The 25,901-nt window shown below is 61.0% G+C and carries 29 protein-coding genes; 12 read left to right on the top strand and 17 right to left on the bottom strand.

The annotated features are described in order from the left end of the window. Positions 1-3 precede the first annotated feature (3 nt). Together FFI16_RS26480 and prlC are read right to left on the bottom strand one after the other, a co-directional pair. Positions 4-279 (bottom strand): YheV family putative zinc ribbon protein, encoded by a 276-nt coding sequence (locus tag FFI16_RS26480; protein ID WP_138813166.1) that lies wholly within the window; start codon positions 277-279, stop codon positions 4-6. Next, complete coding sequence (prlC, locus tag FFI16_RS26485) at positions 276-2,327, bottom strand: oligopeptidase A (RefSeq protein WP_138813167.1); 2,052 nt, start codon at positions 2,325-2,327, stop codon at positions 276-278. The genes FFI16_RS26480 and prlC overlap by 4 nt, the downstream gene beginning before the upstream one ends. A 101-nt stretch (positions 2,328-2,428) precedes the next feature. On the opposite strand from prlC, the gene FFI16_RS26490 reads away from it, so the two are divergent. Beyond that, positions 2,429-2,971, top strand: coding sequence for a gamma carbonic anhydrase family protein (locus FFI16_RS26490; RefSeq protein WP_138813168.1), 543 nt, complete (start codon positions 2,429-2,431; stop codon positions 2,969-2,971). Beyond that, complete coding sequence (locus FFI16_RS26495; RefSeq protein WP_138813169.1) at positions 2,968-3,627, top strand: HAD family hydrolase; 660 nt, start codon at positions 2,968-2,970, stop codon at positions 3,625-3,627. The genes FFI16_RS26490 and FFI16_RS26495 overlap by 4 nt, the downstream gene beginning before the upstream one ends. A gap of 85 nt (positions 3,628-3,712) precedes the next feature. Here FFI16_RS26495 and FFI16_RS26500 read toward each other — a convergent pair whose 3' ends face one another. Further along, a complete protein-coding gene (locus FFI16_RS26500; protein WP_138813170.1) occupies positions 3,713-4,756 on the bottom strand; it encodes an aminopeptidase in 1,044 nt (347 codons plus the stop codon). Between the two features lie 143 nt (positions 4,757-4,899). Here FFI16_RS26500 and FFI16_RS26505 point away from each other — a divergent pair, with 143 nt between their 5' ends. Further along, entirely contained in the window at positions 4,900-5,322 is a 423-nt protein-coding gene (locus FFI16_RS26505) for a hypothetical protein (RefSeq protein WP_138813171.1), read from the top strand. Here FFI16_RS26505 and FFI16_RS26510 read toward each other — a convergent pair whose 3' ends face one another. Then, a complete protein-coding gene (locus tag FFI16_RS26510; RefSeq protein ID WP_138813172.1) occupies positions 5,323-5,562 on the bottom strand; it encodes a DUF1161 domain-containing protein in 240 nt (79 codons plus the stop codon). A gap of 204 nt (positions 5,563-5,766) precedes the next feature. Further along, positions 5,767-6,195 carry an OsmC family protein gene (locus FFI16_RS26520; protein ID WP_017137919.1) on the bottom strand — a complete coding sequence of 143 codons (429 nt, stop codon included), beginning with the start codon at positions 6,193-6,195 and terminating at the stop codon, positions 5,767-5,769. A gap of 218 nt (positions 6,196-6,413) precedes the next feature. On the opposite strand from FFI16_RS26520, the gene FFI16_RS26525 reads away from it, so the two are divergent. Further along, positions 6,414-7,415, top strand: a complete 1,002-nt coding sequence (locus FFI16_RS26525) for an LLM class flavin-dependent oxidoreductase (protein ID WP_017137920.1) — start codon at positions 6,414-6,416, stop codon at positions 7,413-7,415. Between the two features lie 62 nt (positions 7,416-7,477). On the opposite strand, the gene FFI16_RS26530 is transcribed toward FFI16_RS26525, so the two are convergent. Then, positions 7,478-7,705, bottom strand: coding sequence for a DUF1161 domain-containing protein (locus FFI16_RS26530; RefSeq protein WP_138813173.1), 228 nt, complete (start codon positions 7,703-7,705; stop codon positions 7,478-7,480). A 115-nt stretch (positions 7,706-7,820) separates the two neighbouring features. Next, complete coding sequence (locus tag FFI16_RS26535) at positions 7,821-8,036, bottom strand: dodecin (protein WP_016969657.1); 216 nt, start codon at positions 8,034-8,036, stop codon at positions 7,821-7,823. 155 nt (positions 8,037-8,191) lie between these two features. On the opposite strand from FFI16_RS26535, the gene FFI16_RS26540 reads away from it, so the two are divergent. Beyond that, positions 8,192-8,518, top strand: coding sequence for a YqjD family protein (locus FFI16_RS26540; protein WP_003187304.1), 327 nt, complete (start codon positions 8,192-8,194; stop codon positions 8,516-8,518). On the opposite strand, the gene FFI16_RS26545 is transcribed toward FFI16_RS26540, so the two are convergent. Then, positions 8,515-9,411: a LysR family transcriptional regulator gene (locus tag FFI16_RS26545; protein WP_138813174.1), complete on the bottom strand. Its 897-nt coding sequence runs from the start codon at positions 9,409-9,411 to the stop codon at positions 8,515-8,517. The two genes, FFI16_RS26540 and FFI16_RS26545, sit on opposite strands and share 4 nt — an antisense overlap. A gap of 109 nt (positions 9,412-9,520) precedes the next feature. Between FFI16_RS26545 and trpB the strand changes: the two genes are divergently transcribed. The 3 genes from trpB to FFI16_RS26560 all read left to right on the top strand — a co-directional run bounded on the left by trpB (position 9,521) and on the right by FFI16_RS26560 (position 12,152). After that, a complete protein-coding gene (gene trpB / locus FFI16_RS26550) occupies positions 9,521-10,762 on the top strand; it encodes a tryptophan synthase subunit beta (protein ID WP_138813175.1) in 1,242 nt (413 codons plus the stop codon). Further along, positions 10,762-11,571, top strand: a complete 810-nt coding sequence (gene trpA / locus FFI16_RS26555) for a tryptophan synthase subunit alpha (protein WP_056860978.1) — start codon at positions 10,762-10,764, stop codon at positions 11,569-11,571. The genes trpB and trpA overlap by 1 nt, the downstream gene beginning before the upstream one ends. A 137-nt stretch (positions 11,572-11,708) precedes the next feature. Next, a complete protein-coding gene (locus FFI16_RS26560; protein WP_017137925.1) occupies positions 11,709-12,152 on the top strand; it encodes an anti-virulence regulator CigR family protein in 444 nt (147 codons plus the stop codon). A gap of 53 nt (positions 12,153-12,205) precedes the next feature. On the opposite strand, the gene FFI16_RS26565 is transcribed toward FFI16_RS26560, so the two are convergent. From FFI16_RS26565 to FFI16_RS26590, 6 genes are all read right to left on the bottom strand, one after another. After that, positions 12,206-13,510, bottom strand: a complete 1,305-nt coding sequence (locus FFI16_RS26565) for an MFS transporter (RefSeq protein ID WP_138813176.1) — start codon at positions 13,508-13,510, stop codon at positions 12,206-12,208. A 161-nt stretch (positions 13,511-13,671) separates the two neighbouring features. Further along, on the bottom strand, positions 13,672-14,820 hold the full coding sequence (dgoD, locus tag FFI16_RS26570) for a galactonate dehydratase (protein ID WP_017137927.1): 1,149 nt from the start codon (positions 14,818-14,820) through the stop codon (positions 13,672-13,674). A 48-nt stretch (positions 14,821-14,868) separates the two neighbouring features. After that, positions 14,869-15,489 carry a 2-dehydro-3-deoxy-6-phosphogalactonate aldolase gene (locus FFI16_RS26575; protein WP_138813177.1) on the bottom strand — a complete coding sequence of 207 codons (621 nt, stop codon included), beginning with the start codon at positions 15,487-15,489 and terminating at the stop codon, positions 14,869-14,871. Between the two features lies 1 nt (position 15,490). Then, a complete protein-coding gene (locus FFI16_RS26580) occupies positions 15,491-16,450 on the bottom strand; it encodes a 2-dehydro-3-deoxygalactonokinase (RefSeq protein ID WP_138813178.1) in 960 nt (319 codons plus the stop codon). A gap of 163 nt (positions 16,451-16,613) precedes the next feature. After that, positions 16,614-16,940, bottom strand: coding sequence for a DOPA 4,5-dioxygenase family protein (locus tag FFI16_RS26585; RefSeq protein WP_138813179.1), 327 nt, complete (start codon positions 16,938-16,940; stop codon positions 16,614-16,616). A gap of 30 nt (positions 16,941-16,970) precedes the next feature. After that, positions 16,971-17,921: a LysR family transcriptional regulator gene (locus FFI16_RS26590; protein ID WP_138813180.1), complete on the bottom strand. Its 951-nt coding sequence runs from the start codon at positions 17,919-17,921 to the stop codon at positions 16,971-16,973. A gap of 103 nt (positions 17,922-18,024) precedes the next feature. Here FFI16_RS26590 and betC point away from each other — a divergent pair, with 103 nt between their 5' ends. From betC to FFI16_RS26610, 3 genes are all read left to right on the top strand, one after another. Beyond that, positions 18,025-19,539 carry a choline-sulfatase gene (betC, locus tag FFI16_RS26595; protein WP_138813181.1) on the top strand — a complete coding sequence of 505 codons (1,515 nt, stop codon included), beginning with the start codon at positions 18,025-18,027 and terminating at the stop codon, positions 19,537-19,539. Between the two features lie 18 nt (positions 19,540-19,557). Next, positions 19,558-20,472 (top strand): choline ABC transporter substrate-binding protein, encoded by a 915-nt coding sequence (choX, locus tag FFI16_RS26600; RefSeq protein ID WP_138813182.1) that lies wholly within the window; start codon positions 19,558-19,560, stop codon positions 20,470-20,472. Between the two features lie 160 nt (positions 20,473-20,632). Then, entirely contained in the window at positions 20,633-22,201 is a 1,569-nt protein-coding gene (locus tag FFI16_RS26610; RefSeq protein ID WP_138813183.1) for a SulP family inorganic anion transporter, read from the top strand. Positions 22,202-22,315: 114 nt separating this feature from the next. Here the strand turns inward: FFI16_RS26610 and aroE are convergent, their stop codons facing one another. Continuing rightward, positions 22,316-23,134, bottom strand: coding sequence for a shikimate dehydrogenase (aroE, locus tag FFI16_RS26615; protein ID WP_138813184.1), 819 nt, complete (start codon positions 23,132-23,134; stop codon positions 22,316-22,318). Then, complete coding sequence (hemF, locus tag FFI16_RS26620; protein ID WP_138813185.1) at positions 23,134-24,066, bottom strand: oxygen-dependent coproporphyrinogen oxidase; 933 nt, start codon at positions 24,064-24,066, stop codon at positions 23,134-23,136. The genes aroE and hemF overlap by 1 nt, the downstream gene beginning before the upstream one ends. Before the next feature lie 159 nt (positions 24,067-24,225). Between hemF and FFI16_RS26625 the strand changes: the two genes are divergently transcribed. Then, positions 24,226-25,203: an NADPH:quinone reductase gene (locus FFI16_RS26625; RefSeq protein ID WP_138813186.1), complete on the top strand. Its 978-nt coding sequence runs from the start codon at positions 24,226-24,228 to the stop codon at positions 25,201-25,203. A gap of 130 nt (positions 25,204-25,333) precedes the next feature. Here the strand turns inward: FFI16_RS26625 and FFI16_RS26630 are convergent, their stop codons facing one another. Beyond that, a complete protein-coding gene (locus FFI16_RS26630; RefSeq protein WP_056860965.1) occupies positions 25,334-25,891 on the bottom strand; it encodes an L-threonylcarbamoyladenylate synthase in 558 nt (185 codons plus the stop codon). Positions 25,892-25,901 lie beyond the last annotated feature (10 nt).

The following is a 25,901-nucleotide window of genomic DNA, read 5'->3' on the forward strand; positions in this document are numbered from 1 at the left end:
GTATCAGTCCTTTTTCAGCTTGGGATTAGGAAAAAACTGCACCGCCTGCACCTTCGGGTCCGCGGGCGCTTTCAACGCCGACGTATTGACCCGCGTGCCCAATTCCTTGGGCACCGAATTGCCTTGTTCATTCAGCGTGTCCGAATAACCGCAGGCTACACATTCGCGGTGCGGCACATCGTCTTCGGTCCACATTTTCAACTTGTCCAACTCTTCGCACGCCGGGCAGACCGCACCGGCGATAAATTGCTTTTTGCTCACCACAGGCCCATCACTCATGCTGCTGCGTCCTCACTCAGGCCGCTGTGGCGCAAGAGTGCGTCAATCGACGGCGCACGTCCGCGGAAGTCGACGAACAGCACCATCGGCGCCTGTGAGCCACCGCGCGCCAGGATCGCTTCGCGAAATGCGCGGCCGGTTTCGGCATTGAGCACGCCGTCTTCTTCAAACTTGGAGAAGGCATCTGCCGACAGCACTTCCGCCCACTTATAGCTGTAGTAACCCGCCGCATAACCGCCGGCAAAAATGTGCGCAAAGCTATTGGGGAAGCGGTTGTAGGCAGGCGGACGCATCACCGAGACCTCATCGCGCACACCTTCAAGCACCTGCGCTACCGTGCGGCCATCGCCGTGGGTGGCGTGCAGTTCGAAGTCGAACAGCGAGAATTCCAGCTGACGCACCATCATCAGGCCGGACTGGAAGTTCTTCGCCGCGAGCATTTTTTCCAGCAGGTCCTGAGGCAGCGGCTCGCCGCTTTCATAGTGGCCAGAGATCAGCGCCAGACCTTCCGGCTCCCAGCACCAGTTCTCCATGAATTGGCTCGGCAGTTCCACCGCATCCCAGGCCACCCCGTTGATGCCGGACACGCCCGCGTGTTCAACGCGGGTCAGCAGGTGGTGCAGGCCGTGGCCGAATTCGTGGAACAGCGTGGTCACTTCATCGTGGGTCAGCAGGGCAGGCTTGCCGCTGTCGGCCGGGGTGAAGTTGCACACCAGGTTCGCCACCGGGCTTTGCAGCACGCCGTCGACAGTGCGGCGGCGATCGCGCGCGCCGTCCATCCACGCGCCGCCACGCTTGTTGGCGCGGGCGTACAGGTCGAAGAAGAAACGCCCGACGTGCTGGCCGTTTTCCTTGATTTCAAACAGGCGAACATCCGGGTGCCAGGTGTCGAAGCCTTTTTGCTCGGCGATTTCGATGCCGTACAGGCGCTGCACGATGGCAAACAGGCCGCCCAGCACTTTGTCGATCGGGAAGTAGGCGCGCAACGCTTCCTGGGACACGCTGTAACGCTGCTCGCGGAGTTTTTCGCCATAGAAACCGCTGTCCCAGCTTTGCAGGTCGGCGCAGCCTTGTTCGGCGGCGTAAGCCTTGAGCTGTTGCAGGTCCTGGGCGGCAAACGGCTTGCTGCGCTTGGCCAGGTCGCGCAGGAAGCTCAGCACCTGGTCGCTGGACTCGGCCATTTTGGTGGCCAGGCTCAGCTCGGAGAACGACGCGTAACCCAACAGCTTGGCCAGCTCCTGACGCAGGTCGAGGATCTGTTCCATCACCGGGCCGTTATCGTTCTTACCGGCATTCGGGCCTTGGTCCGACGCACGGGTGCAGTAGGCCGCGTAGACTTCTTCACGCAGGGCGCGGTCGTGGGCGTAGGTCATTACCGCGTAGTAGCTTGGGAACTCCAGGGTGATCAACCAGCCATCGAGGCCTTTGGCCTGGGCGGCGGCAGCCATCTGCGCCTTGGCCGAGTCGGTCAGGCCGGCGAGGGTGGCTTCGTCGGTAACGTGCTTGGTCCACGCCTGGGTGGCGTCCAGCAGTTGGTTAGAGAACTTGCTGCCCAGCTCAGACAGTTTGCTCTGCACTTCGGCGTAGCGTTTTTGCTGCTCTGGCGGCAAATCGATACCCGACAGGCGGAAATCGCGAAGCGAATGTTCCAGAATGGTTTTTTGCGCCACGTCAAAACCGGCGGCTTCCGGGCTGTTGGCCAGGGCTTCGAAGGCCTGGAACAGTTCGCGGTTCTGGCCCATCTCGGTGGAATAGGCACTCAAGGCCGGCAGGCAAGCCTCGTAGGCTTCGCGCAGTTCGGCGCTGTTGCACACGGCGTTGAGGTGGCTGACCGGGCTCCAGGCGGCGCCCAGGCGGTCGTTCAGTTCGTCCATGGCCAGTACCAAACCGGCCCACGTAGGGTTTTTACCCTGGCTTTGCAGGATGCCTTCGATGGCAACGCGGTTGTCGGCGAGGATCTGTTCGATGGCCGGCTGCACGTGCTCGGCACGGATCGCCGAGAACGGCGGCAGGTCGTAGGACTGCAAAAGTGGGTTGTTCGCGCTCACGGTGGGTACCTTGGCTGAAGAAACTGATAAGACAAAGATGGGGCCATCTTAATTACAATCAACACCCACCGCAGCTATCAACCTATAAGAGAGAGGCTATCGTGACCCTTCGCACCTATCAGAATCACACGCCAACCCTGGGCGCCGGGGCTTTTGTCGATATTTCGGCGGTGGTGATCGGCGATGTCGAAATCGGCACCGACAGCTCGGTTTGGCCGCTGACCGTGATTCGCGGCGACATGCACCGCATCCGCATCGGCGCACGCACCAGCGTGCAGGACGGCTGTGTGCTGCACATCACCCACGCCGGGCCGTTCAACCCGGACGGCTTCCCGCTGCTGATCGGCGATGACGTGACCATCGCCCACAAAGTCATGCTGCACGGCTGCACCGTCGGCAATCGCATCCTGATCGGCATGGGCAGCATCGTGATGGACGGCGCGGTGGTCGAAGACGACGTGATCATCGGCGCCGGCAGCCTGGTGCCACCCGGCAAGAAACTGGAAAGCGGTTTTTTGTACGTGGGCAGCCCGGTTAAACAGATCCGCCCATTGACTGACAAAGAGCGTGCCTTTTTCACCTACAGCGCCGCGAACTACGTGAAGCTCAAAGACCTGCACCTGGCGCAAGGATTCGACCGATGAGCCTGAACTACTCCGCCGTGCTGTTCGACCTGGACGGCACCTTGACCGACCCGCGCGAGGGCATCACCCGCTCGATCCAGTACGCCCTCGGCAAACTCGGCATTGATGAACCCGACCTGACCAAGCTCGAACACTTTATCGGCCCGCCATTGCTGCAAGCCTTTATGCAGTTCTATGGCTTCGATGAGGCCAAAGCCTGGGAAGCGGTGAATTTTTATCGCGAGCGCTTCAAGGTCACCGGCCTGTATGAAAACCGCGTATTCGACGGCGTGATGCCGTTGCTTGAGGAACTGAATGGCCAGGGCCGCCAGCTGTATGTGGCCACATCCAAACCGTGGGAGTTTGCCCGTGAGATTGCCCGGCATTTTGATTTTGCCAAGCACTTCAGGGTGATCTACGGCAGCGAGCTGGATGGCACGCGCACCAACAAGGTTGAGCTGATTGCGCACCTGATGAGCGAAGAGGGCTTGGACCCGGCGACTACCCTGATGATTGGTGATCGCAAGCATGACTTGATCGGGGCGCGCAGCAATGGGCTGGATTCGGCGGCGGTGGGGTATGGGTTTGGCAGTTTTGAAGAGCTGAATGCCGAGGCGCCGACTTGGCATTTTGAGACGCTGGAGCAGATGCACCAGGCGTTTTTGCAGCGCCCTTGAGACCGCTATCGCAGGCAAGCCAGCTCCCACATTTGACCGTGTTCACACTTCAAACTGTGGGAGCTGGCTTGCCTGCGATGAGGCCCTACTGGCCACCACCTTCCAACTGCCGCAATGCCGCCTTACGCTGCTCAACCGGCAACCCACCCAGCGTCTCCACCGCCGCAAAGAACTTCACCCAATCCCCGCCTTGCTGCGCAAACAACGCCGCAAACGCCGGCACCCACTGGTCATACAGCCCGAACGGCAACAGCCGCGCATTGTTCAGCGGCTGGTTGATCCACACGTCATAACGCTTGTCGCCGCCCCATTGGCTGTCGCGCATGTGCCGGTACTCACTGCGCAGGCGCTCGAACTCTGCCGCCTTGGCCTGGCGCATCACATCCACCGCCAAGGGCTGGGCGTACAACGCCTCCAGGCGTTTGCGGGTATCGAGCACCAACCGGATAAATTGATCACGCTGCCGCAACGCCGCATTGCTCAGCGGCGCCAAACCCCGCGCTGCGCGCCATTGGCGGGTGCCTTCCTGCTCGACGAAGTTGGCATAGGATTCGTTGAACTCGGTGTCGTCCTTCACATAAAAGCGTTGGTGCGCCAGTTCGTGGAAGATCAGCGTGGCCAGGCGCTCATCCCCCCAACTCATCATCGAACTCATGATCGGGTCGTTGAACCAGCCCAGGGTGGAATAGGCCTCGACGCCGCCAATCGACACGTCCATGCCTTGTTGCTGCAACAACGCCGCTTCGCCGCGTGCTGCGCCCTGATTGTAATAACCGCGATAGGCCACACACCCAGCGATGGGGAAGCAGTGGGTTTGGGGCGAGAGGGAAAACTCCTGCGTGGCGAACACGTTCCAGACCACATAAGGCCGGCCAATGTCGGCGTACAGGCGGTAGCTCTGGTTGTCAGGCAGGTGCAGGTGCTCACTGGCAAAGGCGCGGGCCTTTTGCGATTGCACCAGGTGCTCGCGCAACGCCTGTGGGCGAGCAGGGTCGGCGATGACCTCGGCAACCGGCTCCCGAGCCCGCAGCAACTGCCATTGGCCGCTGGCCAACTGGCTGTAGTAACTCACACTGGAACAGCCGCTTAGCAGCAACACCATCAACCCTGGAAGAAAACGCCTGACCATGCACCGACCGCCCCTGGGTTAATTGCCCGCCAGACTATCCTGCCTGCACTGAATTTTTCCATGCCGTGGCGTGTTTATACTGATACAGAGTCTGTTGCCACAGGCAGCCAGGTTCAATTCTTACCCACCGTTGAGTGCCCGCCATGCGCCAGCTGTTGCTACCCGTCACCGCCTTGTTTCTCAGCGCCTGCGCTTCGACCCCCATCCCGCCGGTCGACCCGCACCAGGCCTGGATCGATTTCGCCACGCCGACACCCGGCGCCAAACTGGTGATGGCCCAGCGCCTGGACGGCAAGAACCTCAATGACGGACGTTTCTTCCAAGTGCCACCCGGCAGCCATGAGCTGATGGTGCGCTTTGATTTCGAAGTGAACACCGGGACCGGCTTTGGCGGCCTGGACCAGACCCATGACCGAACCTGCTTCATGACCCTGCAATACGACAACTTCCAGGCAGGCCAGCGCTATGTGCTGGAAGGGCGCTCGCTGGCTTTTACGCCCAATATCCGGCTGTACGACACGGCGCGTCAGCTGTTGGCTGAGGAGCGCAGTGTTAATTGCATCTGATCAGTCGTTGTTTTTCTGGTAGAGGATGCGCTTGGAGCCGTTTTCGCAGGAGCCGACGATCATGGCGCTATCGTGGTTTTTGGCTTCTTCCTCGGTGATGATTTCCAGGGTGTATGACGGAATCGCCTTTGCCTGGATGTTTACCTCAATTTCTTTCCTGAGCTCTTCACAATCTTTTGGCGCGGCCACAGCCGAAGTGGCCAATACACCGCAAATGATCGCCAAGGCAAAACGTTTCATGTGTGAAGCTCCCTGAATGCACTGCGCACGGGTGTGCGCCTAGGCTATTCGACCACATTTTGGAAACGCGAGTTCTGATTTAACGCAGAACTAAATGTGGGAGCGGGCTTGCTCGCGAAGGGGGTGGATCAGTCACCTGAAATATTGACTGGAAAACCGCTTTCGCGAGCAAGCCCGCTCCCACAGGGGATCTCGCTGTGTCAGTTAGACCAGCGTGGCATCCAGGCTGATTTTTGCGTTCAGCACTTTCGACACTGGGCAGCCTTCCTTCGCCTTTTTGCTCAGTTCCTCGAACTGCGCCTGGCTTGCGCCCGGAATCTTGGCTTTCAGCACCAGATGCACGGCGGTAATCGCAAAGCCGCCGTCCACCTGGTCCAGAGTCACTTCGGCCTGGGTGTCGATGCTGTCAGCCTTAAGGCCCGCATCGCCCAAAATCATGGAAAACGCCATGGAGAAACAGCCTGCGTGGGCCGCGCCGATCAATTCTTCAGGGTTGGTGCCCTTGCCGCCTTCGAAGCGCGCCTTGAAGCCGTAGGGTGCTTCGCGCAGCACGCCGGTTTCCGTGGAAATGGAACCCAGCCCAGTTTTCAGATCACCTTCCCAATGCGCGGATGCTTTTTTAACGATACTCATAGCTTTCTCCTCGAACGGTGGTTTTGCGTCAGTAAGGGTTCTGAGGATAGACGGCCCGGCAAAGTTCATCTTGTCGGAGAAACCTAGCGTTTCAGTAGGAAATTTCACAAGCTGCTATTGAATCTCGGGTATATGCCCTCATTGCATAGAGCATGCACATGAAGCGGCAGGTTTTGGTTCGTCTAGTAAGCCTGCGCACCTAATGGAGAAGCAGGCTTATGAAATCGCTGTCCGACGTGAAGTTCTCGACCCTCGACCTCGTGCCCGTGCGCGCCAACGGCAGCATCGCACAGTCGCTGCGCAACTCGCTGGACCTGGCCCAGCATGTGGAAAAGTTCGGCTACAACCGTTTCTGGGTAGCTGAACACCACAATATGGACGGCATCGCCAGCTCGGCCACCTCGGTGCTGCTGGGTTATTTGGCCGGCGGCACCTCGACGATTCGCGTCGGCTCCGGCGGCGTGATGCTGCCCAACCATGCGCCGCTGGTGATTGCCGAGCAGTTCGGCACCCTGGAAAGCCTGTACCCCGGCCGCATCGACCTGGGCCTGGGCCGCGCGCCCGGTTCCGACCAGATGACCGCCCGCGCCCTGCGCCGTGAACGCTCCGGCAGCGCTGACGAGTTTCCAGAAGATGTGGCCGAACTGATGGCCTACCTGGGCCCGCGCACGCCCGACCAACGGATTATCGCCGTACCCGGCACCGGCACCAACGTGCCGGTCTGGCTGCTCGGTTCCAGCCTGTTCAGCGCGCAACTGGCCGGTGAGCGCGGCTTGCCCTACGCCTTCGCCTCCCATTTCGCACCCCGCTTGATGCATGAGGCGATTCGCGTATACCGCAATCACTTCAAGCCTTCAGCCGTGCTGGACAAGCCCTACGTGATGCTCGGTATTCCGCTGGTGGCCGCCGATACCGACGAGCAGGCCGACTACCTGGCCACTTCGGTGTACCAACGTATTCTGGCGCTGATGCGCGGGCAGAGCCTGGTGCAGCGCCCGCCGGTGAAAACCATGGACGGCCTGTGGCTGCCCCATGAAAAAGACGCAGTCGGCAGCTTCCTCGGCCTGGCCATGGTCGGTAGCCCGGCGAAGATTCGCGCGAAGTTGGAAGTGCTGATCGAGCAGACCGGCGCCGATGAGCTGATCTTTACCAGCGACCTGTATGAGCATGCCGATCGGATTCATTCCTACGAGCTGCTGGCACAGGTGATGAAGGGCTGATAACCCGCAGGCGAAAAAAAACCGACGCACTCGCGTCGGTTTTTTATGTCTGCAACACGGGATTAACCGCGCTTGTAGACGATTTCCTTGGTGCCGCCTTCGCAGCTGCCAACGACTTCGTGGTCGCTGGGTGCCGCGCCTTTATCTACCACTTCCAGCGAGTAACCCGAGGCGCCCTTGGCGTCGATTTTCGCTGCAATTTCGCTTTTCAGTTCGTCACAAGGCTTGCCCGCCGCCATCGCAGTGCCCGCAATGCTCAACAAACCTACCGCTAACAGGAACTTCTTCATCCGTTACTTTCCTTGCGCTGATCGAAAAGAGCGTGCCGACGCTTTTGGCATCGGCACCCAATGGGTGTAGCGCAGGTTATGGCAATCGGCCAGTCAGCAAGTTCAACTCACGGGATCAACTACTGGCAATTCGGAATCCCACCTTGAGCGTGACCTGAAAGTGCGCGGCCTTGCCGTCCTTGATGTGACCACGGGTTTCGGTCACTTCAAACCACTCCAAGTGCTTGATGCTCTTGTGAGCTTCGGCGATGGCGTTGTTGATGGCATCTTCGATGCTGGTGGTCGAGGAGCCGACCAGTTCGACTTTCTTGTAGGTGTGATGATCAGACATAACGTTTCTCCTGAGGTCTCTAGTGAGCGTAGCAGTGAATCTTCGTACTGCTTCTGGCGACCAATCCCACTCGAAAGTTCAGATTTACTGCACTTTCTGAAAACCGTGGAGTCGGTATCTACACATGCCACTCAATCACTTCAGGAGAGTTCCACATGGCCAACACTTCTTTACGCAAAGCGTCGCTGGAAAGCATGGAAGCCGAGATTTCGAGCCTGCTCAAGTCCCTTGAGAGCCTCAAGGACGATGCGTCCGATGAGTCGCGCAAAACGCTGAAGGCCCTGAAAAGCAATGCCGAGAATGCCCTCAAGCATTCCCGCCACTTGATCAGCGACGCCTACGAAGAAAGCAAAGTCAAAATCCGCGAAACCAGTGCGGCAACCCGCGACTACGCACAAGAGCACCCATGGACTACCGCCGGCGTTGCCGTTGGCGCGCTGGGCCTGCTGGCTGCTTACCTGCTGTGCAAACGCGGTGACTAAACGGGCTGGCGCAACAGCTCAGCCTTGAGCCACTGCGCCAACTGACCCGCGCGCCCGTCTGCGGCGCGCTTGGGTAGCCACAACGCCAGGTGCGCCGGGGTTTCACTGAAACCCCACGGCGCCACCAGGCGACCCGCACGCAGGTCCTCTGCCACCAGCGGTTCGGGCGCAATCGCCACACCCAAACCCGCCACCGCCGCCTCCAGCAAATAATACAAATGCTCAAAACCCTGGCCGTGCTTCAACGCGCCGGGCTCGATGCCGTGCTGCTGCGCCCAACTGGGCCAGGCTTGCGGGCGCGAGGTGGTGTGTAACAAGGCTTCACCGCACAGGGCCTGGGGCGGCGCTTGGCGCAGGCGTTCGTAACCGGCAAAACGCGGGCTCATGACCGGGCCAATGCGCTCGCTGGCCAGCTCATACACCTGCATGTCCGCTGGCCACGGCGGCTCGGCGAAGACCAGCAGGGCATCGAGGCCGGGGCGCCGTGGGTCGAGGTCGCCGTCACCCGCCGACAGGTGCAGACGCAAGTCGGGCAAATCTGCGTTCAAGCGGCCCAGGCGCGGAATCAACCAGCGCGCCAGCAAACTGCCCGAGCAGCCAAGCACAAAAGGCGCGTCGGCGCTGGCCTGGGTCAGCTCGGCGCACACATCCCTTAAACGCTCGAACGCTTCGGCACTGGCATCCCTGAGCCGAACGCCTGCATCTGTGAGTTTAAGGCCGCGCCCATCTTTGGCGAACAGGCTGACACCCAGATGCTCTTCCAACACCTTCAACTGGCGACTGACTGCACCATGGGTCACATGCAGTTGCTCAGCTGCCTGGCTGACGCTGTTCAAGCGGGCGGTGGCCTCAAACGCACGCAGGGCATTGAGGGGTGGAAGGTCTCGGCTCATCTGTGAGTTTTCCTGACAGGTTGTGGCGATCTTATCGGTTTTCAGCGTCGAGCGTCAGGGGTAGAGTGGCCGTCATTGCCTCTCCTCACCTTCTTTCCTGGAGCGCCCCATGACTCAGTCCCAGACCGACCTTCGCAACGGCCCCGACGCCAACGGCCTGTTTGGCGCGTTCGGCGGCCGCTACGTCGCTGAAACCCTGATGCCGTTGATCCTCGACCTGGCCCGTGAATACGAAGCGGCCAAGATCGATCCGGCCTTCAACGAAGAATTGGCCTACTTCCAACGTGACTACGTCGGGCGCCCAAGCCCGCTGTACTTCGCCGAGCGCCTGACCGAGTTCTGCGGCGGCGCCAAAATCTACCTAAAGCGCGAAGAGCTCAACCACACCGGCGCGCACAAGATCAACAACTGCATCGGCCAGATCCTGCTGGCGCGGCGCATGGGCAAAAAACGCATCATCGCCGAGACCGGCGCGGGCATGCACGGCGTGGCCACCGCCACCGTGGCGGCGCGCTTTGGCCTCGATTGCGTGATTTACATGGGCACCACCGACATCGAGCGCCAACAGGCCAACGTGTTCCGCATGAAGCTGCTGGGCGCCGAAGTAATCCCGGTCGTGGCCGGCACCGGCACCCTTAAAGACGCGATGAACGAAGCCCTGCGTGACTGGGTGACCAACGTCGACAGCACTTTCTACCTGATCGGCACCGTGGCCGGCCCACACCCGTATCCTGCGATGGTGCGCGACTTCCAGGCCGTGATCGGCAAGGAAACCCGCGACCAACTGCAAGCCCAGGAAGGCCGCCTGCCGGACAGCCTGGTGGCGTGCATCGGCGGTGGCTCCAATGCCATGGGCCTGTTCCACCCGTTCCTGGATGACACCAGCGTCGAAATCATCGGCGTTGAAGCCGCCGGCCACGGCATCGAAACCGGCAAGCACGCCGCCAGCCTTAACGGCGGTGTACCCGGCGTGCTGCACGGCAACCGCACCTTCCTGTTGCAGGACGACGACGGCCAGATCATCGACGCCCACTCGATTTCCGCCGGCCTCGACTACCCAGGCATCGGCCCTGAACACGCCTGGTTGCATGATATCGGCCGTGTTCAGTACACCTCGGTGACCGACGACGAAGCCCTCCAAGCCTTCCACAAATGCTGCCGCCTGGAAGGGATTATTCCTGCGCTGGAAAGCGCCCATGCGCTGGCTGAAGTGTTCAAGCGCGCACCGACCTTGCCGAAAGATCACCTGATGGTGGTGAACCTGTCCGGCCGTGGCGACAAAGACATGCAGACCGTGATGCACCATATGGAACACTCTCAACAAGAGCAGTCAAAGCAGGAGAAACACTGATGAGCCGCCTGCAAACCCGTTTTGCGCAACTGAAAGAACAAAACCGCGCCGCTCTGGTGACCTTCGTCACCGCCGGCGACCCGGGTTATGACACTTCGCTGGCGATCCTCAAGGGCTTGCCCGCCGCCGGTGCCGACGTGATCGAGTTGGGCATGCCCTTCACCGACCCGATGGCCGACGGCCCGGCGATTCAACTGGCCAACATCCGTGCGCTGGAAGCCAAACAGAACCTGCTGAAAACCCTGCAGATGGTCCGCGAGTTCCGCAAAGACAACCAGGACACGCCGCTGGTGCTGATGGGTTACTTCAACCCGATCCACAAATACGGTGTGCCTAAGTTCATCGCCGACGCCAAAGAAGCCGGCGTAGACGGCCTGATCGTGGTCGACATGCCGCCTGAGCATAACGGCGAGCTGTGCGACCCGGCCCAGGCCGCAGGCATCGACTTTATCCGCCTGACCACGCCGACCACCGACGACGTGCGCCTGCCAACCGTGCTCAACGGCAGCTCCGGTTTTGTGTATTACGTGTCGGTGGCCGGTGTGACCGGCGCCGGTGCCGCCACCCTGGAGCACGTCGAAGAAGCCGTGACCCGCCTGCGTCGGCATACCGACCTGCCAATCAGCATCGGCTTTGGTATTCGTACACCGGAACAAGCCGCCGCTATCGCGCGTCTGGCAGACGGTGTGGTGGTCGGTTCAGCGCTGATCGATCACATCGCCACTGCGAAAAATGATCAGCAAGCAATCGATGGTGTTTTGAGCCTGTGTGCGGCACTGTCGGAAGGTGTCCGTAACGCCCGTAAGTAAGCGGCGTGTAGCAATGGGTAAAGTTCCTGATACAGAGGAATCATCTGGGTAATCCAGTACCTAAACTGACAAGACCAAGGGATTTCGAGCCTCGTTCGAAATCCCTTTTTTGTTCGCGCAGTACTGAGGAAAGCCCCATGAAAATGCCTAAACGCTTGATCGCAGGTCTTGGCGTGTTGATGCTCGGCGCAAGCGCCCTGGCGCAAGCCGCGCCGCCCGACCAACGCGGCGATGGCCCAGGCCGTGGCGGCCCGCAAGGCCAGTACGAGCAACGCGGCGACGACCATCGCGGCCCACAGGATAACCGTCGTGGCCCGCCGCAAGACTTTGGCCCGGTGCGCCAGGTGATTCGTGACAACCACAACGACTTCCGCCGTGGCGCGCCACCACCTCCAGGCGTACGCCTGGTGCGGGGCCAGCCGCTGCCACGCAACTACTACGGCGAACGCCTCGACAACCGCGCCTTGGCCCATCTGCCGCAATACCCAGGGTATGAATGGCGCCGGTCCGGCGGCGATATCGTATTGATCGCCATCGGCACCAGCATCGTCTACCAAATACTGGATGGCGCCCTCTACTAGCCCCGAGATGCTTTTGTGGCGAGGGAGTTTGCTCCCTCGCCACAGGTTTTTATCTACAGCTCGATGCGCTCGACCTTGCCCACCAGCAACACGTAGGAAAGCGCCCCGAGCAACGCCAGCACGGCGATATAGGTAATCGCCGGCGCAAACGAATCTCCACTGGCCAGAAAGCCAATCACAATCGGCGTAGTAATCGCCGACAAGTTGCCGATGAAGTTAAACACCCCACCCGTCAGCCCCAGCAACCGCGCTGGCGCCAAAGTCGACACCAATGACCAGGTGATCGACGCCAGGCCATTGCCAAAGAACGCCACTGCCAGAAACGCAATCACCCAGGCCGTCGAGTCCACATAGTTGGCGCCGATGATCGCCGTGGAAATCAGCAGCCCACCAATGATCGGCAGCTTGCGCGCAAAACCTACCGACGTACCCCGGCGAATCAGCCAATCAGAAAAAATCCCCGAACACAGCACGCCGATAAACGCAGCGAGGAAAGGCAGCGACGCCAGCAGCCCGGACTTGATGAAGTCCATGCCGCGGTATTTCACCAGATAGGTCGGGAACCACGTCAGGAAAAACCACAGTGTCGAGTTCAGGCAGAACTGCCCCAGGTAAATGCCCCACAGCTTGCGCTTGCTCAGCACTATCCCGAGGTCGACCCAACTGAACGGCGCCTTGACCGCTTTCGCCTGCATATCCACCAGGCCGCCGCCCTCGCGGATCAGCTCGATTTCTGCCGCGTTGGCGCCTTTGAAGTCCTTCGGCTCGCGGTACACCGCGTACCAGATCAACGCCCACAGAATGCCGACGCCACCGGTGGCGACAAACACCATGTGCCAGCCAAACGCATGTTGCAGCCAGGCCAGCACCGGCGTGAGGAACGCCAGCCCGACAAACTGCCCGGAGGTGTAAACACCAATGGCGGTGGCACGCTCGCGCTCGGGAAACCAGGTGGTGACCACACGGCTGTTGATCGGGTAGGCCGGTGCTTCCAGGGCGCCGACGGCCATGCGCAGCACGAACAGCGCAATAAAGCTGGCAGCAAACCCCAGCATCACCGTGGCGATGGACCACAACAGCAGCGCCACGGTGTAGAGAATGCGCGGCGGCACGCGGTCCACCAGCCAGCCGCCGGGAATCTGCATGGCGGCGTAGGTCCAGCCGAACGCGGAGAAGATCAGCCCGACATGCACCGGGTCGATCCCCAGTTCGCTGGTCAGCGCCGGGGCGGCAATCGACAGGTTGCTGCGGTCGAGGTAGTTGATTACCACGGTGATAAACAGCAGCACCATGATGAAGAAACGCTTTCTGCTGGGCGTGATGAGAGAAGCCTGCCCGGTGAAGGATTCAGGGTGCATGGGGGGTTGCCTCTTCTTATGATTATTGAGGACTGGGCGCGGTCAATGTGGGAGCTGGCTTGCCTGCGATGGCGGTGCATCAGCTAACTGATCTGGCACAGGCGGACCGCTATCGCAGGCAAGCCAGCTCCCACAGTTGATCCGGTTCCTTCAGTGAGCAATCACCACTCGGCGAAGCTGCCGTCGGCATGCCGCCAGATCGGGTTGCGCCAGCGGTGGCCGATGGCGGCGCGTTCGATCACGTATTCCTCGTTGATCTCAATGCCCAGACCCGGCCCGTTGGGGATCTTCACGAAGCCTTTGTCATAGTCGAACACGCCTGGGTCGCGCACGTAATCGAGCAGGTCGTTGCTCTCGTTGTAGTGGATGCCCAGGCTTTGCTCCTGGATAAACGCGTTGTAGCAAACCGCGTCCAATTGCAGGCACGCCGCCAGGGCAATCGGACCCAGCGGACAGTGCAGGGCCAGGGCCACGTCGTAGGCTTCGGCCATGTTGGCGATCTTGCGGGTTTCGGTGATGCCGCCGGCGTGGGACGCATCCGGCTGGATGATGTCGACATAACCTTCGCTGAGCACACGCTTGAAGTCCCAACGCGAAAACAGCCGCTCGCCCAGGGCAATCGGCGTGCTGGTCAGCGGCGCCAGCTCTTTGAGCGCTTCGTAGTTTTCGCTGAGCACCGGCTCTTCGATAAACATCAACTTGTACGGGTCCAGCTCTTTCATCAGCACCTTGGCCATGGGCTTGTGCACGCGGCCATGGAAGTCGACGCCGATGCCGACGTTAGGCCCGACGGCATCTCGCACTGCGGCTACGTTGGCCAGTGCCAGGTCGACTTTTTCGAAACTGTCGACGAACTGCAATTCTTCGGTGCCATTCATCTTCACGGCGGTGAAGCCACGGGCCACGGCCTCTTTGGCGGCGCGGGCGGTGTCGGCGGGGCGGTCGCCGCCGATCCAGGAATACACGCGGATCTTGTCACGCACCTGGCCACCCAACAGGTCGCTGACCGACACACCGAGCGCCTTGCCCTTGATGTCCCACAGCGCCTGGTCGATACCGGCGAGGGCGCTCATATGCACCGCGCCGCCACGGTAAAAGCCACCACGATAGAGCACGGTCCAGATATCTTCGATATTGCGTGGGTCTTTGCCGATCAGGTAGTCAGAGAGCTCTTCAACGGCGGCGGCCACAGTGTGGGCGCGGCCTTCGACTACGGGTTCGCCCCAACCGGTCACACCCTGGTCGGTCTCGACCTTGAGGAAGCACCAGCGCGGCGGGACGATAAAGGTGGTCAGTTTGGTGATTTTCATCTTCTTATCTCTCTTATCGATGCAGCGCCAGGGGCGCAAACCTTGAGTTCAGTTAAGCGCGTTCCAGGCCGCGACATAGGCCTGGGCATTGCTCGCCACTTGGTCCACCGACATGCCCGGTTTGAACAACCCGGAACCCAGGCCAAAGCCCTTGGCGCCCGCGTCGAAATACACCTGCATGTTGCCTGGGGTCACGCCGCCCACCGGCAGCAGCAAGGTGCCGGTCGGCAGTACCGCCAGCCACGCCTTGATCACCGCCGGGCCCATTTGCTCGGCCGGAAACAGCTTCAATACGTCGGCGCCCTCGGCCAACGCGGCGAAGGCCTCGGTCGGCGTCGCCACACCCGGCGACAGGAACAGGCCCGCCGCTTTGGCGGCCCGCAATACCTTGGCATCGCTGTGGGGCATGACGATGACTTGGCCGCCGGCGGCTTTGACCCGCTCGACCTGTTCCGGGGTCAGCACGGTGCCCGCGCCGATCAGGCAATCGGCGGGCAAGGTGTCGCGCAGGGTGCGGATGCTGGTGTAAGGCTCCGGCGAATTCAGTGGCACTTCGATCACGCGAAAACCGGCCTCATAAAGCACCTGGCCAATCGCCTGCGCTTCATCCGGACGCACGCCGCGCAAAATTGCGATCAAACCGTTGTGTGCGAGTGCTTGCTTGAGCATGTCAGGCCTCCAGTACAGGTTGAGTGAGCCCAGCGGCGACGGCCAATTGCCACAGGCCGCGTGCGGTGGCTTCCTGGGCGAGGCTGACGTGGGCGAAGCCGCAGAGGGCGAGGGCGCGTTGGTAGCGGGCGCAGAGGTTGGCAGCGCCGACCAGCACGATAGGCTTGTGTTTGGCCTGCTGTGGCAAGCCGGCGAGTTCGTGGCCGATCAACAGGCCAGACAGGTAATCGGGCTGCTCGTCAGGTGCCAGTTCGCCGGTCAAGCCCAGCGTGCGGGCGCTGAACAACGTCGACAGCACGCCGCGCTGGCCATCCTCCGAGAGCGCCACGCGCACGCCACGATCAAAGGCCTCGCCCTGGAATTTTTCGGACGGTTGCTGGGTACGCCCCAGAATGCTGTGCTTGCTGAGTACCGCAAACACCTCGCCGGTCATGAACGTGTCGAAGTGGGTGATGCAGCCTTCAACCACCTCGACCCATTTGGAATGGCTGCCCGGCAGGCCGATCAACACGTCGGCGCCCAGGCTCTGCAGCACACCCAGCACTTGGGTTTCTTCGCCACGCATCACATTGGGCAAGCCGACTCGCTCAATCACACCCGGTACAATGTGCACCTGCACCCCGCGCACGCTACGCACTGGGTGCAATGCCTGGCCGAGGCTGGCGACGTCAACGGGCGTTTTGCGATAAGCGGCTTCGCTCCAGCCCTGGGCGCTGCCAACCATGCCGCAGGCAATCACCGGCAGGCCAGGCTGCGCGTCGAGCCAGTCGCCACAGGCCGCATCGAACGCCAACTCAAAGCCGTCACTACAAAGCTCCCCGGCAATGACCCGAGGCTCACTGGGCAGGTGCATGATGCCGAACGCCAACGCGCGCTGTTCGAGCACGCAGCCCGCTGGGCCGAGTTTGTAAGCACGAAGGGAGCTGGTCCCCCAGTCGAGCGCGATCAATTGCGCCTGCATCGCTTCACCTGAAATGAGTGGGTGCTGAAAAAAGCAGATGGGCGAATATAAACCTATGACTGGCGATATCTCAATATATAAATAACAGTCCCATATATTGGGTTTTTGTAATAAAAAATCCCATCGCCTTTGCACAGGGCGATGGGATTAGTTGCAACAGTGGTTAAAAAATAGACAGGTTCAGCTCACGCATCGCGCCCATCCAGATCGCATAATCGGTGTGGTCCTTCAAGTCATCGCCGGTATCCGGGTGCATGAACACCACCAGCCCGTCGCGATGCAGCGCCAGCCACGGCAACACCACGCCGATGTATTCCGGCTCGAACGCCAGCTGGCAGCTCCAGTCCGGGTGCGGGCCAACCGGCCTTTCGTGTACACGGCCCATGCGCAGCGGGAACAGCTTGGCCGCGTCTTCGCAGAGCTTGCGCGCCTGGTCGATGGTGCTGGCGTCAAAGTAGATATGGGCGTGGTAGCCCTTGATACGTTGCATGGCGAAATCCGGATCCAATATGCGCCGATCCTAGACCGCAATCGACGGCAGGGCTAGCCCAGTCAACGACTGCGCGCTGCTGGCTTGCTCGGCCACCAGCCAATCGACAAAGCGCTCGATCAGTTGCCCCCGGCGTTTGCGCTGGGGTTGCACCACGTAATAACCGAAGCGCGAGATCACCGTGTCGCTGATCGGCCGGCACAGCCAGTTCTGCTCCAGCAGGTTATCCACCAAATGCCGCCAGCCGATGGCCACGCCCTGGCCGGCAATCGCGGCCTGGATCAGCAGGGTGTAATTGTCGAAGCGCAATTGCCCAGGCGTAGGCGCCGTGGTGATGCCCAACTCACGAAACACGCCGCTCCAGTCGAACCACTGGCTGTTGTTTTCCTGACGCAGGTGCAGCAGCGGGTAATCGTGCAAATTTTGTACAGTCAATGGCGTGGACTGGGCCTTGAGCCATTGCGGGCTGCACACCGGAAACACTTCCTCGTTGAACAGCCACAGACTTTCGCCCTGCTTGAAACGGCCATCGCCAAACAACACCGCCACGTCGATATCGCTGCGCAACGTGGCGTGGTTGCGCTCACTGGTCACCAGGCTGACATCCACCTGCGGGTTGGCCTGGTGAAAGCGATGCAGGCGCGGCATCAACCAGTAGGCGGCGAAAGCGAAGTCGGTGGCCACTTGCAGCACTTCGTGCTGGTCTTGCTGGGTGATCGCGCTGAGGCCTTGGTTGATGGCCTGCAAACCACCTTGCACCTGTTCAAACAACAGCGCGCCCGCATCCGTCAGTTCGATGCCTCGGTAGATGCGATCGAACAGGCGGATCGTCAGCTGTTCTTCAAGGCGCTTGATCTGCTGGCTGATGGCCGGCTGCGTGGTGCCCAACTCCATCGCGGCGGCGGTAAAGCTGCGATGGCGCGCCGCTGCTTCAAAGGCACGCAGCAGGTCGAGGGACAGGTCACCGAGGGCTTCATACATAAGCTGTGCTTATCCTAGACATTGCTTTTCATGGGCTTTACCCCATTTTCCATGGGCTGCATGCTCATTCGCATAAACACCGCCTATGGAATGCCGATAGATCATGAAGCGCAAGAACATTCTTTTCATCATGGCCGATCAAATGGCCGCGCCGATGCTGCCGTTCTACGGACCTTCCCCGATCAAGTTGCCGAACCTGAGCCGCCTGGCTGCACAAGGAGTGGTGTTCGACGCGGCCTATTGCAACAGCCCATTGTGCGCGCCCTCACGCTTCACCTTGGTCAGCGGCCAGTTGCCGAGCAAGATCGGCGCCTACGACAACGCGGCAGACTTTCCCGCCGATGTACCGACTTATGCCCACTACCTGCGCCGCCTGGGTTACCGCACGGCGCTGTCGGGCAAGATGCATTTCTGCGGGCCAGACCAGTTGCACGGCTATGAAGAACGCCTGACCAGCGACATCTATCCGGCCGATTATGGCTGGGCGGTGAACTGGGATGAGCCGGACGTGCGCCCCACCTGGTACCACAACATGTCGTCGGTGCTGCAAGCCGGGCCGTGCGTGCGCACCAATCAGCTGGATTTCGACGAAGAGGTGGTGTTCAAGGCTCAGCAGTATCTGTTCGACCATATCCGTGAAGACGGCGACCAGCCGTTCTGCCTCACTGTGTCGATGACGCACCCGCACGACCCGTACACCATTCCCAAGCCGTTCTGGGACCTGTACGACGACAGCGACATCCCAATGCCAGCAACCCCCGCGCAAGGCGATCTCGACCCGCACTCCCAGCGCCTGCTCAAGGTTTACGACCTGTGGGACAAGCCGCTGCCTGTGGACAAGATCCGCGATGCGCGCCGCGCGTATTTCGGCGCGTGCAGCTATATCGACAGCAATGTCGGCAAACTCCTGCAAACCCTGGAAGACACCGGCCTGGCCGACGACACGATCATCATCTTCTCCGGTGACCACGGCGACATGCTCGGCGAGCGTGGCCTCTGGTACAAAATGCACTGGTTCGAAATGGCCGCCCGCGTACCGTTGCTGGTGAGTGCGCCAGGCCAGTTCGCGGCGGGCCGCGTGAGCAAAGCCGTGTCCACCGCCGACTTGTTGCCCACCCTGGTGGAACTGGCCGGCGGCGAACTGGACCCGCGCCTGGCGCTGGACGGGCGCTCGCTGGTCCCGCACTTGCAAGGGCAGGGCGGGCACGACGAAGTGTTTGGCGAATACATGGCCGAAGGCACCATCAGCCCCCTGATGATGATTCGGCGCGGTGCCTACAAATTCATCTACAGCGAAGACGACCCTTGTCTACTGTTCGATGTACACAACGACCCGCACGAGCGGGAAGACCTCAGCCAGTCACCGGAACACCGGCCACTGTTCGAGGCGTTTTTGAAAGAGGCGCGGGCCAAATGGGACATCCCGGCGATCCACCAGCAGGTGCTCGCCAGCCAACGCCGTCGCCGCCTGGTGTTTGAGGCGCTGACCCAAGGCAAGCTGAAGAGCTGGGATCACCAGCCACTGGTGGACGCCAGTCAGCAGTACATGCGCAACCATATCGACCTCGACGACCTGGAGCGCAAGGCACGTTATCCACAACCCTGCCAAAACCAATAAATAGACAGAGGGAAGGCCATGCAAAAGTTGACCGTGGTACTGAGTATGTTGGTGCTGGGCAGCGCCAATGTGTACGCAGACACTAGCTGCGAAACGGTAAAAATGGCCGATCCAGGCTGGAGCGATATCGCCGCCACCAATGCCATCACCGGTTTCCTGTTGAACGGCATGGGCTACAAGGCCAAGGTCGACACCCTGGCGGTGCCGATCACGTTTGGCGGGCTCAAGGATGGCCAGGTGGATGTGTTCCTGGGCAACTGGATGCCGGCGCAGCAGGGTTTCTACGACAAGTTCGTGGCCAATGGCGATGTGGTGCAACTGGCGAAAAACCTCGACGGCACCGAGTTCACCCTCGCCGTGCCGGACTATGTGTGGGACGCCGGTGTGCATGATTTTGCCGACCTGAACAAATTTGCCGACAAGTTCGACAAGAAGATCTACGGCATTGGCTCCGGCGCGCCGGCGAACATTTCGCTGCAGGAAATCATCAAGAAGAATGACTTCGACCTGGGCCAGTGGAAGCTGATCGAGTCGAGCGAGCAGGCGATGCTGGCCGAAGTGTCGCGAGCGGTGAAAAAACAGAAGTTCGTGACCTTCCTCGGCTGGACGCCGCACCCGATGAACGTGCAGCTAAAAATGCACTACCTCAAAGGCGGCGAGAAATATTTTGGTGACACCGGCAGCGTGTATACCTTGACCCGCAAGGGTTATGCACAGGCCTGCCCGAATGTAGGAAAGTTGCTGACCAACCTGAGTTTTACCCAGGAGATGGAGAACAGCATCATGGCGCAGGTGGTCAACAACAAGGTCAGCAATGCCGACGCGGCGAAGGCGTGGATCAAAGCCAACCCGGCGGTATTGGACAAGTGGCTCGATGGCGTGAAAACCGTGGACGGCAAGGATGCGCTGGCGGCAGTAAAAGCCAAACTCTAAGGTCTGATGCAATCCGAATGTGGGAGCGGGCTTGCTCGCGAATGCGGTATGTCAGTTGATAGATTCATTGGCTGAACCACCGCATTCGCGAGCAAGCCCGCTCCCACAGGGACCAATGTGTACTGATATTCTGGCTCAAACCTTCCAACCCGAGCTCACGATGCCCCGGCCCAACCGCCACACTCTCTTGCCCTTCCTCGCCTGGCTGCCGCGCCAAACCCGCGCCAGCGTCGGCCGGGATGCGATTGTCGGGCTCAGCGGCGCCGTGCTCGCCTTGCCGCAGTCGATTGCCTACGCGCTGATCGCCGGGCTCCCACCCGAATACGGCCTGTATGCCGCCATCATCCCGGTGTTGATCGCCTGCCTGTGGGGCTCATCCTGGCACCTGATCTGTGGGCCGACGGCGGCAATTTCCATCGTCCTGTACGCCAGCGTCAGTCCGCTGGCCGTGCCTGGCTCGCAGGACTACATCACGTTGATCCTGTTGCTTACATTTCTCGCCGGTGTGTTCCAGTGGTTGCTGGGCATGCTGCGCTTCGGCGCGCTGGTGAATTTCGTCTCGCATTCGGTGGTGCTGGGTTTCACTCTGGGCGCTGCCGTGGTGATTGCCCTGGGGCAATTGCCCAACTTGCTGGGGCTGGATTTGCCCAGCCAGGCCACGGCGATCAATAGCTTGCTGGCACTGGTGGACCATGCTGGCGAATGGGACCAAGCTTCACTGGCGCTGGGCCTGGGCACTCTGTTGGTGGGCGCATTGCTCAAATACCTGGTCCCGCGTTGGCCAACGCTGTTGATTGCACTGGCGCTGGGCAGCCTGGTGGCGTGGCTGTGGCCGGCGATGTTTGGGCATGTGGCACTGGTGAGTTCGTTTGTTGGCAAACTGCCGCCGTTCAGCCCGCTGCCGATGGACCTGGACATGCTGCTGCGCCTGCTGCCCAGCGCCGTGGCGGTGGGCATGCTCGGGCTGGTCACCAGCCTGTCGATTGCGCGTTCGTTGTCGGCACGTTCGCAGCAATTGCTCGACGCTAATCAGGAAGTCCGCGCGCAGGGTTTATCCAATATCGTCGGCGGCTTTTTCTCCGGGTACTTGTCGGCCGGCTCCTTTACCCGCTCTGGCCTGAGCTATGAAGCAGGCGCCTGCTCGCCGTTGGCGGGCGTGTTTTCCGCGCTCTGGGTGGCATTGTTTGCGTTGTTCGGCGCGGCCTTGATCGCGCACATCCCGATCCCGAGCATGGCCGCAAGCATCCTGCTGATTTGCTGGGGCCTGGTGGATCATCGTGGCATTCGCGCGCTGTTCCGCGTCAGCCGCGCCGAGTTTGTAGTGATGAGCCTGACCTGCGTCGCGACCTTGCTGCTGGAGCTGCAAACGGCGATTTACGCAGGCGTGTTGGCGTCATTGTTTTTCTACCTCAAACGCACCTCGCAGCCGCGGGTTCAGCAATGGCGCGACGGTGATGAGGATGTGTTGCGGGTGGGCGGTTCGATCTTTTTCGGCGCCAGCCATTACCTGCAAGTGCGGCTGCAAAGCCTGCAGGGCGAGCGGGTGGTGATCGAGGCGCAGCAGATTAACTTTATCGACTATTCCGGTGTGGAGATGCTGCACCAGGAGGCGCGGCGGTTGGTCGGTTTGGGGCGCAGCCTGACGTTGCGCCGGGCGCGGCCGCAGGTCGTCGAGGAACTGAAAAAGTTGGAAGGAGCCGAAAAATGCCCCATCCATTTCGAAGACTGAATGCGGTTAAAACTGTGGGAGCGGGCTTGCTCGCGAATGCGGTGGCTCAGTTAAGTAATAATTGACTGACACACCGCTTTCGCGAGCAAGCCCGCTCCCACATTTAGATTTGTGTCAGGCCAATTGTCTACGCAACTCAGCCAACACCGGCGCCGACTCCGGGCGCACGCCGCGCCACAGGTAGAAGGCTTCTGCGGCCTGCTCCACCAACATACCCAAACCATCCATCGCCACCGCCGCGCCTTGCTCGGTGGCCCAGCGACAGAACGCGGTCGGCTCCTTGGCGTACATCATGTCGTAGCAAAAGGTCTTGCCCGGCGCGATCAGGCTGCCGGCAATCGGCGGTACATCGCCTGACAGGCTGGCGGACGTGGCATTGATGATCACGTCCACTGGCTCGCGCAGCCAATCGAAACCGCTGGCAGACACCGGCCCCAGATCGTCGAACAGCTCGGCAAGCAGTTCGGCCTTTTCCACGGTGCGGTTGGCGATGATCAACGAGGCGGGCTGCTCAGCCAACAAGGGCTCCAGCGCGCCGCGTACCGCGCCACCGGCGCCCAGCAGCAGGATGCGTTTGCCTTGCAGGCTCAACCCGGCATTCACCGTGAGGTCGCGTACCAGCCCGGCACCGTCGGTGTTGTCGCCCAGCAGGGTGCCGTCGGCGAGTTTGCTCAGGGTGTTCACCGCGCCTGCGCGCTGGGCGCGTTCGGTCAAGCTGTTGGCCAGGCGGTAGGCGTCTTCCTTGAACGGCACGGTGACGTTGGCGCCACGGCCTTGTGCAAAGAACTCACGGGCACAGCCGGTAAAACCCTCCAGCGGCGCGAGCAAGGTGCTGTAGTCCAGTTGCTCGCCGGTCTGCTCGGCGAACATGCGGTGAATCAACGGCGACTTGCTGTGGCCGATGGGGTTGCCGAACACCACATAACGGTCCATCAGACAGCCGCCTTGGGCGCAGCCACGCCCAGCCAGTCGCGGTCTTGCAGGTAGTAATCGGTGAGGCGCGCCTCTTCGCTGCCGGCTTCGGCTTTCCAGTCGTAGCTCCAGCGTACTTGCGGAGGCAGCGACATCAGGATCGACTCGGTACGCCCGCCCGATTGCAGGCCAAACAGGGTGCCACGGTCGTAGACCAGGTTGAATTCGACGTAGCGGCCACGACGGAATTCCTGGAACTGGCGCTGCTGCTCGGTGTAAGCCATAGCCTTGCGGCGCTGCACGATTGGCAAGTAAGCGTCGATATAGGCATCGCCGATGGCGCGGATGAAGGCGAAGCAGGTGTCGAAGTCCCACTCGTTCAAGTCATCAAAGAACAGGCCGCCGATGCCGCGCGGTTCATTGCGGTGCTTGATATGGAAGTAGGTGTCGCACCAGGCCTTGTAGCGCGAATACACATCCGCGCCAAACGGCGCACAGGCCTGCTCGGCCACGCGGTGCCAGTGAACGCAGTCTTCTTCATTGCCGTAGTAAGGCGTGAGGTCGAAGCCACCACCGAACCACCACACCGGTTCTTCGCCGTCTTTTTCGGCGATGAAAAAACGCACGTTGGCGTGGGACGTCGGCACATGCGGGTTGTGCGGGTGGATCACCAGCGACACGCCGAGTGCTTCAAAGCCACGACCGGCAAGCTCCGGGCGATGCGCGCTGGCGGACGGTGGCAGGCCACTGCCGAATACGTGGGAAAAGTTGACGCCGCCTTTTTCGATCACCGAACCATTTTCGATCACACGGGTGCGACCGCCGCCGCCGGCAGGCCGGGTCCAGGCGTCTTCAATAAAGCGAGTGTCCGTCTCGAAGGTTTCCAGGGCGCTGCAAATGCGGTCTTGCAGGTCAAGCAGGTAGGCCTTTACAGCCTCGGTGCGGGTAGTCATGGCATCACCTTGAATCGGGCAAAGCTACGCGAGGCCATCGGGCGTCGGCGGCAAATGGGCGCACAGGATACCACTGCACCCGACCGCGCCGCAGTTGACGAAGATCAAGCTTAGGAGTGGGATAGTGGGCTACGCGATTCGACCTAAGGAGAAGTGCAGATGGCCAAACGTATCCAGTTCAGCGCCCATGGCGGCCCCGAAGTGCTTGAGTATGTGGACTACACCCCGGCAGAACCTGGCCAACAGCAGGTTCGCGTGCGTAACGAGGCCATCGGCCTGAACTTCATCGACACTTATTTCCGCAGTGGCCTGTATGCGCCGCCAGCCTTGCCATCGGGCCTGGGTGCGGAAGGCGCTGGCGTGGTGGACGCCGTCGGCAGCGACGTCACGCAGTTCAAGGTCGGTGACCGCGTGGCCTACGGCAGTGGCCCACTGGGCGCGTACAGCCAGCTGCATGTGTTGCCTGCCGCCAACCTGGTGCACTTGCCCGACGACATCAGCTTCGAACAGGCCGCTGGCGCGATGCTCAAGGGCCTGACCGTGCAGTACCTGCTGCGTCAGACCTACGAGTTGAAGGGCGGCGAAACCATTCTGTTCCACGCGGCTGCCGGTGGTGTGGGTTCGCTGGCCTGCCAATGGGCCAAGGCGCTGGGCGTGAAGCTGATCGGCACGGTGAGTTCGCCGGAAAAAGCCGCACTGGCCAAATCCCTCGGCGCCTGGGAAACCATCGACTACAGCAAGGAAAACGTCGCACAACGGGTACTGGAATTGACCGACGGCAAAAAGGTGCCGGTGGTGTACGACGGCGTCGGCAAAGACACTTGGCTGACCTCGCTGGACAGCGTGGCGCCACGGGGCTTGGTGGTGAGTTTCGGCAATGCATCCGGCGCGGTGGACGGCGTGAACCTGGGGATTTTGGCGGCAAAGGGCTCGTTGTATGTCACTCGGCCGACACTGGCGACTTACGCCAGCAACCCGAAAGACTTGCAGGCGATGGCCGATGATCTGTTCTCGATGATCAAGAGCGGCAAGGTGCGTATTGATATCAACCAGCGGTTTGCGCTGGCGGATGCGGCGAAGGCGCAGACGGAGTTGTCGGGGCGGCGGACTACCGGGTCGACCATTCTTCTGCCGTAAGGCGATCTATCTCTGGGGTCAGTGATGGCCTCTTCGCGAGCAAGCCCGCTCCCACCTTTGACCCAGTTCCAAATTTGGAATGCGATCAAAGGTGGGAGCGGGCTTGCTCGCGAATGCAGGCACCGCGGTCTCAAGACGGCCGCACCACCTCACCCGTCGCCAAATCGCGAATCAGGCTCGGGTTCTTGCGCCCACCCAGGGCACCACCCAGTACCAAATCGACCTGGCCACGGAAATACTGCTCTACACGAAGCCGCGTGCGCGCCGCCGGGCGACCTTGCGGGTTGGCTGAGGTAGAGATCAACGGCCCCACCTGCGCGCATAAATCCCTCACCAATGGATGATCGCTGACCCGCAGCGCCACGGTGTCATGCACACCGGTCACCCATTCCGGCAGCATGCCCTGATGCGGCACCAGCCAGGTATTCGGCCCCGGCCAGGTGCTGGCCATGCGGTCGATCCAGGTGTCCGGGAAGTCTTCAAACAGGAAATCGAACTGGCGGATATTGTCCGCCACCAGGATCAGCCCCTTGTCGACCGAGCGATTCTTGATCGCCAGCAGCCGGTCCACCGCGTCTTCATTCCACGGGTCGCAGCCCAGGCCCCAGACCGCTTCGGTCGGATAGGCAATCACCGCGCCTGCGCGAATTTCTCGTGCGGCTTCCAGCACACGCCACCTGTTGACCATTGCTCACTCT

The organism is Pseudomonas sp. KBS0710 (assembly GCF_005938045.2).
Lineage (GTDB): Bacteria > Pseudomonadota > Gammaproteobacteria > Pseudomonadales > Pseudomonadaceae > Aquipseudomonas.

What these genes read in the sequence shown, in the direction of transcription:
- FFI16_RS26505 (WP_138813171.1), top strand. Translation starts at nt 4,900, where the DNA reads ATGCGCCAGCTGTTGCTACCCGTCACCGCCTTGTTTCTCAGCGCCTGC.
- FFI16_RS26565 (WP_138813176.1), bottom strand. Translation starts at nt 13,510, where the DNA reads ATGCACCCTGAATCCTTCACCGGGCAGGCTTCTCTCATCACGCCCAGC.
- FFI16_RS26510 (WP_138813172.1), bottom strand. Translation starts at nt 5,562, where the DNA reads ATGAAACGTTTTGCCTTGGCGATCATTTGCGGTGTATTGGCCACTTCG.
- FFI16_RS26560 (WP_017137925.1), top strand. Translation starts at nt 11,709, where the DNA reads ATGAAAATGCCTAAACGCTTGATCGCAGGTCTTGGCGTGTTGATGCTC.
- FFI16_RS26535 (WP_016969657.1), bottom strand. Translation starts at nt 8,036, where the DNA reads ATGTCTGATCATCACACCTACAAGAAAGTCGAACTGGTCGGCTCCTCG.
- FFI16_RS26480 (WP_138813166.1), bottom strand. Translation starts at nt 279, where the DNA reads ATGAGTGATGGGCCTGTGGTGAGCAAAAAGCAATTTATCGCCGGTGCG.
- trpA (WP_056860978.1), top strand. Translation starts at nt 10,762, where the DNA reads ATGAGCCGCCTGCAAACCCGTTTTGCGCAACTGAAAGAACAAAACCGC.
- choX (WP_138813182.1), top strand. Translation starts at nt 19,558, where the DNA reads ATGCAAAAGTTGACCGTGGTACTGAGTATGTTGGTGCTGGGCAGCGCC.
- trpB (WP_138813175.1), top strand. Translation starts at nt 9,521, where the DNA reads ATGACTCAGTCCCAGACCGACCTTCGCAACGGCCCCGACGCCAACGGC.
- FFI16_RS26625 (WP_138813186.1), top strand. Translation starts at nt 24,226, where the DNA reads ATGGCCAAACGTATCCAGTTCAGCGCCCATGGCGGCCCCGAAGTGCTT.
- FFI16_RS26525 (WP_017137920.1), top strand. Translation starts at nt 6,414, where the DNA reads ATGAAATCGCTGTCCGACGTGAAGTTCTCGACCCTCGACCTCGTGCCC.
- FFI16_RS26575 (WP_138813177.1), bottom strand. Translation starts at nt 15,489, where the DNA reads ATGCTCAAGCAAGCACTCGCACACAACGGTTTGATCGCAATTTTGCGC.
- FFI16_RS26495 (WP_138813169.1), top strand. Translation starts at nt 2,968, where the DNA reads ATGAGCCTGAACTACTCCGCCGTGCTGTTCGACCTGGACGGCACCTTG.
- aroE (WP_138813184.1), bottom strand. Translation starts at nt 23,134, where the DNA reads ATGGACCGTTATGTGGTGTTCGGCAACCCCATCGGCCACAGCAAGTCG.
- FFI16_RS26500 (WP_138813170.1), bottom strand. Translation starts at nt 4,756, where the DNA reads ATGGTCAGGCGTTTTCTTCCAGGGTTGATGGTGTTGCTGCTAAGCGGC.
- FFI16_RS26590 (WP_138813180.1), bottom strand. Translation starts at nt 17,921, where the DNA reads ATGTATGAAGCCCTCGGTGACCTGTCCCTCGACCTGCTGCGTGCCTTT.
- betC (WP_138813181.1), top strand. Translation starts at nt 18,025, where the DNA reads ATGAAGCGCAAGAACATTCTTTTCATCATGGCCGATCAAATGGCCGCG.
- FFI16_RS26545 (WP_138813174.1), bottom strand. Translation starts at nt 9,411, where the DNA reads ATGAGCCGAGACCTTCCACCCCTCAATGCCCTGCGTGCGTTTGAGGCC.
- dgoD (WP_017137927.1), bottom strand. Translation starts at nt 14,820, where the DNA reads ATGAAAATCACCAAACTGACCACCTTTATCGTCCCGCCGCGCTGGTGC.
- FFI16_RS26630 (WP_056860965.1), bottom strand. Translation starts at nt 25,891, where the DNA reads ATGGTCAACAGGTGGCGTGTGCTGGAAGCCGCACGAGAAATTCGCGCA.
- FFI16_RS26580 (WP_138813178.1), bottom strand. Translation starts at nt 16,450, where the DNA reads ATGCAGGCGCAATTGATCGCGCTCGACTGGGGGACCAGCTCCCTTCGT.
- FFI16_RS26540 (WP_003187304.1), top strand. Translation starts at nt 8,192, where the DNA reads ATGGCCAACACTTCTTTACGCAAAGCGTCGCTGGAAAGCATGGAAGCC.
- FFI16_RS26610 (WP_138813183.1), top strand. Translation starts at nt 20,633, where the DNA reads ATGCCCCGGCCCAACCGCCACACTCTCTTGCCCTTCCTCGCCTGGCTG.
- hemF (WP_138813185.1), bottom strand. Translation starts at nt 24,066, where the DNA reads ATGACTACCCGCACCGAGGCTGTAAAGGCCTACCTGCTTGACCTGCAA.
- FFI16_RS26585 (WP_138813179.1), bottom strand. Translation starts at nt 16,940, where the DNA reads ATGCAACGTATCAAGGGCTACCACGCCCATATCTACTTTGACGCCAGC.
- FFI16_RS26530 (WP_138813173.1), bottom strand. Translation starts at nt 7,705, where the DNA reads ATGAAGAAGTTCCTGTTAGCGGTAGGTTTGTTGAGCATTGCGGGCACT.
- FFI16_RS26520 (WP_017137919.1), bottom strand. Translation starts at nt 6,195, where the DNA reads ATGAGTATCGTTAAAAAAGCATCCGCGCATTGGGAAGGTGATCTGAAA.